Here is a 534-nt window from a genome sequence, read left to right on the forward strand (position 1 = left end):
TGAAGACTTAGGCGTATGACTGACCATATGCCTATGCCGAAGGTTTCCCGACTTGAAGTCGTCTCGACGGGCGCTCGACGCCGTTGGACATTGGAAGAAAAGCAGCGGATCGTCACCGAGAGCTATGGCGGGCCACGTCTGGTGTCGGTGACGGCGCGACGCAACGGGCTGTCGACAAGCCAATTGTTCACGTGGCGCCGGTTGGCGCGCGACGGCAAGTTGAGCGGGGATGCCGCGCCGGCGCTTGTTCCGGTTGAGATCACGCCTGCGGCGGCTCCGATCTCGAGTGACGCGCCACAACCGGTGTCTTCATCGCCTGCGCAACGTGTAAGGGCCGGCATTATCGAGATCGACCTTGGCGGCGGCTGTCGCGTGCGCGTTGACCGGGACGTAGACACCTAGGCGCTGCAGCGGGTTCTTGAAATTTTGAGACGACGATGATCCCGATCCCGAGCGGCGTCAGGGTCTGGATCGCCACTGGCCACACCGATATGCGTCGCGGCATGCAAAGCCTGGCGCTTGCGGTCCAGGAGA

At 62.7% G+C, this 534-nt stretch carries 1 protein-coding gene; it reads left to right on the plus strand.

Going from position 1 to position 534, the window contains the following annotated elements; translation table 11 throughout:
- Nucleotides 1-15: 15 nt before the first annotated feature.
- Nucleotides 16-402: a transposase gene (locus IVA91_RS27150; protein WP_247459478.1), complete on the plus strand. Its 387-nt coding sequence runs from the start codon at nt 16-18 to the stop codon at nt 400-402.
- The last annotated feature ends 132 nt before the right edge of the window (nt 403-534 follow it).

Source organism: Bradyrhizobium sp. 153, from assembly GCF_023073835.1.
GTDB lineage: Bacteria > Pseudomonadota > Alphaproteobacteria > Rhizobiales > Xanthobacteraceae > Bradyrhizobium.